Origin of the sequence: Microcoleus sp. K5-D4 (genome assembly GCF_036704575.1) — a bacterium.
In the GTDB taxonomy this organism is placed as follows: Bacteria; Cyanobacteriota; Cyanobacteriia; order Cyanobacteriales; family Microcoleaceae; genus Microcoleus.
In genome coordinates this window covers 1-5,952 of the sequence record NZ_JAUBSD010000163.1, presented here as the reverse complement: position 1 = coordinate 5,952, position 5,952 = coordinate 1, and the positions used below count along the sequence as shown (strand labels likewise).

The 5,952-nt window shown below is 43.5% G+C and carries 5 protein-coding genes; 2 read left to right on the top strand and 3 right to left on the bottom strand.

Annotated elements, in window-relative coordinates:
* The 3 genes from QUA77_RS28510 to QUA77_RS28500 all read right to left on the bottom strand — a co-directional run.
* Nucleotides 1-646 (bottom strand): hypothetical protein (locus tag QUA77_RS28510; protein WP_333453960.1); only part of this gene is annotated, 646 nt, incomplete at its 3' end.
* Nucleotides 647-1,158: 512 nt separating this feature from the next.
* Nucleotides 1,159-3,246, bottom strand: coding sequence for a hypothetical protein (locus tag QUA77_RS28505; protein ID WP_333453959.1), 2,088 nt, complete (start codon nt 3,244-3,246; stop codon nt 1,159-1,161).
* Between the two features lie 323 nt (nt 3,247-3,569).
* The gene (locus QUA77_RS28500; RefSeq protein WP_333453957.1) at nt 3,570-3,791 is read right to left on the bottom strand and encodes a hypothetical protein; all 222 of its coding nucleotides are present in this window, start codon (nt 3,789-3,791) and stop codon (nt 3,570-3,572) included.
* 123 nt (nt 3,792-3,914) lie between these two features.
* Here QUA77_RS28500 and QUA77_RS28495 point away from each other — a divergent pair, with 123 nt between their 5' ends.
* Nucleotides 3,915-4,151 (top strand): element excision factor XisI family protein, encoded by a 237-nt coding sequence (locus tag QUA77_RS28495; protein WP_333453955.1) that lies wholly within the window; start codon nt 3,915-3,917, stop codon nt 4,149-4,151.
* A gap of 220 nt (nt 4,152-4,371) precedes the next feature.
* Nucleotides 4,372-5,853, top strand: coding sequence for a hypothetical protein (locus QUA77_RS28490; RefSeq protein WP_333453953.1), 1,482 nt, complete (start codon nt 4,372-4,374; stop codon nt 5,851-5,853).
* Nucleotides 5,854-5,952 lie beyond the last annotated feature (99 nt).

Sequence of the window (5,952 nt, the reverse complement as noted above, 5' to 3'; positions counted from 1 at the left end):
ACAATAAACTACATTGAAATTTAGTCGTATTTAACTGTAGCATATTTTGGGTTAAAGTTAAGATGCGTTTACCCTGGCGGCGGCCTTCTTTGGAAAGCTGATTCACTCCTAGACAAGGCAAACCCTCGTGCGAGAAAGTGTCAGCCTTAAACAAAGGAGTTTTCGGCGGTTTATGGGGGTCGAGATAAGCTGCAAATACTTCTGTTGGCATTTGACTTGAATCATTAGGAATTAAGTAGCCCACATAAAGGCAGCCTTTTGTGCCGCACAGAGCGGAATTATTGAAATCATAAAGGTTCAGCCGTCCTACCGAGCCATTAACTTGCCACACTCGCATTCTCTTAATCGCTTCTGCCGATGCACTTTGCCCAGCCGCTACTTTGAGTTCTCGAAGGCTGCTGTGTTCCTTTACAATTAGGGTTAAAGTTTCTTTTGGAGTGACTCGCAAAGCTTGTTGCCAAAAAGCTGGTGCGGTTGTTGCTGAACTAGAATTCGTGCAAGCAACGGTCCCCAATAATAGCGACAGGGCGGTAAAAACTGTCAAACCAATGCGAAACCAGTAACCAATTTGATTTAACCAAACCGGGGGGGTGACAATCTTTTGGGTGCCTGCTGTTTGTTGCTTAACTCGATTTTGTTTAACCATTTGTTACTCTACTCCTACAAAAAAAAAAGGACAATAAAGCAGAAAAAAAAGACAATAAGAGAGTCTTTTGTTGAAGTAAGCTGTTGTATGTCTAAATCTTACAGTCAATTTTTATGACTGACTTCTGGGAATACAAAACGAGTCTACAATTTATATCGTGCACAGCTTATGGACAAGTCATATCTAATCCGTTGACAGCGGAATTATTATCTCTCTCTTCTCTTTCTCTGTGTCCTCTGTGGTTTAATCATTCGGGAGCATCTCAATGAAAGCAGCCAAGCCCAAAATTGGAGTTAAGAGCCAGGAGCCAGGAGTCAGGAGGAAAGAGTCCGAAAGAAGAAGGAAGAAGAAGTGTTTTTACCAATATGAGATGCTCCCAATCATTCCGATACAACCGGAATTGATATTAATGCCATAAAATCAATGGCTTCAGCAATTAAAAACGTCCTGGTGGTAGAGAAACTTGTTAGAGTTGTTAATAACTTGCTTTTCCACCTCCTCTTTCCCCTAGTTCAATGGGAGAGCGCAGCCGTGCCAAGACTAACTGCTATCCCCAAACCGATTAGTATCAGAAAAGTTTGCTGCTTTCGCTTATGAAAAAGTCGAATTAAAAACCACAATCCCACCAAAAAAGAGCTAATGAACAGCGCAACCTTAATACTCCCACTAGCATTTAAAGTAATGCCGGAGCCGACCGAGTTGCTGATGCCATTGCTGTCACCAGAATTAGCTTGGCAATTGTCGCTGGTATTGTGGTTATAAAGCTCTCGAACTTTTTCCCCGTACTGTTTGAGAGAGTAGCCACCTAAAATGTTGGAATAGCTGGCATCAATTTTACTGCTAGAACCCCCAAAGTGTTTTTGCGCTACTCGCTCAATTAAGCGATCGCCCTTGAACACCTGCCCAGTTGTAGGGTCAATTTCCTGTTGGCTGTTGACTAAGTTCTCAGCTAGAGAATTTTGCAAAACTTTATCCTGAACAGCAGGAGGAAAATATTGGAAGAGTTCCTCTCTTGTAGGTTTTTGACCTTTGTTGACGTTCAGGAGAAAGTTAGCCCCCCCTGGAGTTGAACTGACAGCACGCTGCACGTCTTCCCGGTAACTCATCAACTGATAGCGACCGATCGCCCGCCCGCAGTTGCGAGATCCTTCGGTACAAACCATCTCGCCAATGGCTTCGTAGTCGGCACTGGCTGCACTTTCCAAATTGGCGGTTCCTTCAGAAAGTTTCGCTAACGCCTCCCCCAATGAAGCCACATCCACACCGCTAACGTAAGTCGCGGGGCGCGCGCACTCTCGCTTCGATTCAGGTACAGGCTGAGTTGGTAAAGCGTTTTTTTTAGCTTGATTTGAACTTAGTGGCTTTGAAGGTTTTGTTTCGGATGCGACGCCTTTTGAGCGAGAAATACTGTTAGAAGAACCGCCCTCCAATCGACCGACAAACATAGGCGAATTAACGCTGTAACTGAGAAACGGAACTGGGCCAATAATGTAAGGTGATTTGCCGCAGGGCAAACTAAACCTGAAGTACAGAGCCGTGTCAACAGTATCGCTGGTTTCTGACGGTTCCATTACCACTACTTTAAACACTTCCCCAAAAGGATGCCGGCCCGTCGGTTCCCAACCGGTCAAACAGCCAGAACCGCCTCGCACTTCCTGATATTTGCCGCTAATCCACTGCTTGCCTTCTAGCGGCCCTGTGGCGCGGCGACCGGCGTTTTCCATGTCGTCGAGTTCGATATAAGCGCAATCTTTCTCGCAGGCTACCGCAAATCCTTCTACATCAGAACCGGAAATTGTGTTATTGCGCTTGCTTTCGTACCGACTGTAAATCATGTCAATTCGCATGATTGTGCTGCCAATAGACGCAATAGGAACCGGAAAACTAGAAAGTGGGACTTGACTCAGCAGCGGAATATTGCTGATGAGTTCCTCTGACCAGCCAGAGAACTGTTCTAAATTTACGCTATTAAGGTTGGGGATTTGGGCGATAGAAAACTCAGATAGGTCAATTTGGTTAAGTTTTGCCTGCGCTAGTTGCGGTACTTGTTTTACAGCTTGACCAATTGGTAATTGGTTGATGTTAGGGTTCACTCCGGCTATTTGAGAAGATAAAGAAGCAATTGGAGGAACATCACTCAATTGAAATTGACCCAGATTCGGAACAATTTCAGCCAAGTGACCGACAGTTTGCTTACCAGCTAAGGGAAATGCTGACAAGCTGATATTCTCTAAATTGATATCCCCTAGTGCCAATTGTTCAATTGCTTGCAATGAAAGAATTTCAGGTTTTACATCGTTAATGTCCCCCAGCTTCAAGATGTTGTCAACAGAAGTGCCAGCTTGCCAGCTTCTATCGCCAGAACTTCCAGAACTAGCAACGGCGGGCAGGGAACTAAAGGTAATCTGGCTCCAATCTGGCAGCAAAACTCTAGATTGTTCTTTTTCCCAAATTTTAGTAGGTAAGGAACTAGCGCTAGCAATTGATGGGAAGCTGAAGAAAGTAATGCACATGAAAGCAAAAATTAGGCAGAGTTTACTGGCAGCTATTAAAGCAGATCCTACCTGGCTTGATTTTTTTAACTGCTTTGGACTGTTCATGGGAATCCTATTGATGTTAACTAAAATCCGGTAAAAAAAGCTGCTCTATTCTTTTTAATTTGGAAAAATTTTAAATGTTTTTAAAACATTACGAAAAATAGAGCAGTATTGCAAAAATTAGCCATCAGCTAAATCTCCCTCTCCCCCACTCTCCCACTCTCCCACTCTCCCCCTCTCCCCCTCTCCCACTCCATTTTAGGAATTACCCAAAAACCCGGTTTTTCTATGTATTTCCGACATTTTAGGTTGAAAATGAGAACGAGAAACTGGGTTTTTTAGGTTGATGCGTCCAGGACTACATTTCTCCATCTTCGCTTTTTTCTTTAATCAAGCTCCAGCTCAAGCTGTGGATTCGGGCGGACTGCTGAATCTGTCCAAGGAGTATCTGCTAAGTTGGACAAATCATAAACATTTTCTTGGTAAGCGTCGTCAAAATTACCTTGACGAACTTCCCTAGGTGATGAGTAACTGACAGTCAAATCGGGTTGCGATTCGTAACCGGAGTTGTTATAGCCGGAATTAGGTTCGAGCGATGAATTGTGCATGGTTTTTCTTAGTTTATGTGGTGAATAGTTTTAACTTAAATCGCATCTAGTTTTCGCAACTTCATCCCTGTGAGCGATTTCGTTCAGTAAAAATTACCCCCTCCATTTGGAGGGGGCAGCTCTATGAAAGCTGGGGGGGTGACAACCCCGTTAGAAGCTAGACAAGGTAAGGCGTTCTTGCTGCTAAACCCAATTCGCGAGCATTATCTTCTAATGAAAATGGGTTGGTATCAAGATAATCGCATCAAAAGCAATGTCATCCACGTTCGCCTGAAAGATGGAAAAATCTGGATTGAAGAAGACCGGACTGAGGACGGCATCGCAACCGATTTACTGCAAGCGGGGGTTAACAGCAGTTGACATTTTACCTAGATTTACCTATGTTTTAGTTACTAAATTCTCGGTAAATTGACGAACAGACTAATTAGCGTTGATGATTTCGATCAAAGAGAAGGTGTAACCTTTTAAAAAGACCTCGCCAGCGACGTTTCGGAAATAAAAGAAACTCATTGAAAAACTTGCAAATCCTGCGCTAAGCGATTAATATACTAGGATGCAACCACATTGAGAGGTCGAATCAATGGCTACCTTAACTTATTGTAAAGGCTTGCCCACGCCAGCAGATGAACTCAACGAACTTGGATTTACAGATTTCGAGATGTTCTTGGAAGCTTACGCCCCAATTTTCAGGGCTGCAAGTATTGAAACAGTCAACCACTTACTTTTAAGTACACAATTCAAGAAGTCCGACTGGAACACACACTTACAGCAAACCTACGGCATCAATAAGCGCCATGCAAATGGCGTAATCAGTGCGGCCAAAGGTCGTGTAGACGGGGCTAAAGAACACAGAATTTTACACACAAAGACTCTTGAAGGAAAGATTAAATCCATTAGTGCATGGCTCAAGAAAGCCGAACGTAAGTTGGCATTAGCCCGTAAATTTTATGCCAAGGAAAAATGGCATAATTCAAAGACAGGTTGTAATTTTCCCATAGCTTGCTCGCTCCAATACAAATCTACCAATTGGCAGAGTTTACGCTTTCAAATACACAATAAAAAGCGTAGACTGACCCTGTTAACGAATAGGCTCGAACACTTAATAGTCAAGCCAATCAAAGTCGTCGTCCCTCACGGTGATATTTTTGTCGTCGGCTCTAAAGACGAGTCTTTTGGCAATCAAGTCTCCCATTGGAATGGGAGCGAAATAATTTTGAGAGTCCCCAAATGCTTAGAGTCACGATTCGGGAAAGCTGTATCTTCCGAGGTTGGTGATTTCAATCGCAACATAAATAGACTACCAGAATGCGGGGCTAAGACCTGGCACTTCTACCGTAAAAACGGAAAGTGGGTTATTGCCGTGCAATTTACTCCCAAGCCTGTGAATCAAGTTTCTAGAAATAGGATGTACGGTTGCATTGGTATCGATATGAATCCTGGTTCTATTGGGTGGGCGTATGTTGATACTGAAGGGAATCTCAAAGCCAAAGGGCAGATTCCATTACAGATGGGCTTACCGAATGGCAAGCAGCAGGCTCAGATTGTTTATGCCTGCTTGCAACTAGCAACAAAAGCCACGGAGTTTGAATGTCCCGTAATTTGTGAAGAACTTGATTTCTCAACAAAAAAGGAATCTCTAGGGGAGAAAGGTAGAAAGTATGCCCGGATGTTATCGGGTTGGGCGTATAGCGAGTTCTACAAACAACTCAGTTCTATTTTGTCGAATCGCGGAATTGAGTTAATTGCAGTCAATCCAGCTTATTCAAGTATTATCGGCTTGGTGAAATACCTAAAAATGTATGGCTTAGCCAGCGACGAATCGGCTGCACTGGTGATTGCTCGCAGGGCCATGAAATTAAGTGAAAAAATACCTTGCTCCTTAACCGCTTATTCCGAGATGAACCCGGAAAAGCACGTTTGGAGCGAGTGGAACCAACTGAATAAAAAGATCAAACGTTCGGCTGTAATATCACGTCGCTGTGATTATTATAGCGTTTCTAACTGGAGTTTCTTGGTCAACCTCGACACCGAGGAAGCGCAAGCACTAAGAAAGAACGTTTAAAGCTTATACCGCAGAGCTTACCGGGAGCGTGTCACTTTTGCGACAAGTATAAATACTTAAGAAAAGTAAAATAGTGGCTTTGAGCCATTGTTGAGCAAA

Excerpts from the sequence above, each read along its gene's own strand:
- QUA77_RS28505 (WP_333453959.1), bottom strand. The coding sequence starts at position 3,246 with ATGAACAGTCCAAAGCAGTTAAAAAAATCAAGCCAGGTAGGATCTGCT.
- QUA77_RS28500 (WP_333453957.1), bottom strand. The coding sequence starts at position 3,791 with ATGCACAATTCATCGCTCGAACCTAATTCCGGCTATAACAACTCCGGT.
- QUA77_RS28495 (WP_333453955.1), top strand. The coding sequence starts at position 3,915 with ATGAAAGCTGGGGGGGTGACAACCCCGTTAGAAGCTAGACAAGGTAAG.
- QUA77_RS28490 (WP_333453953.1), top strand. The coding sequence starts at position 4,372 with ATGGCTACCTTAACTTATTGTAAAGGCTTGCCCACGCCAGCAGATGAA.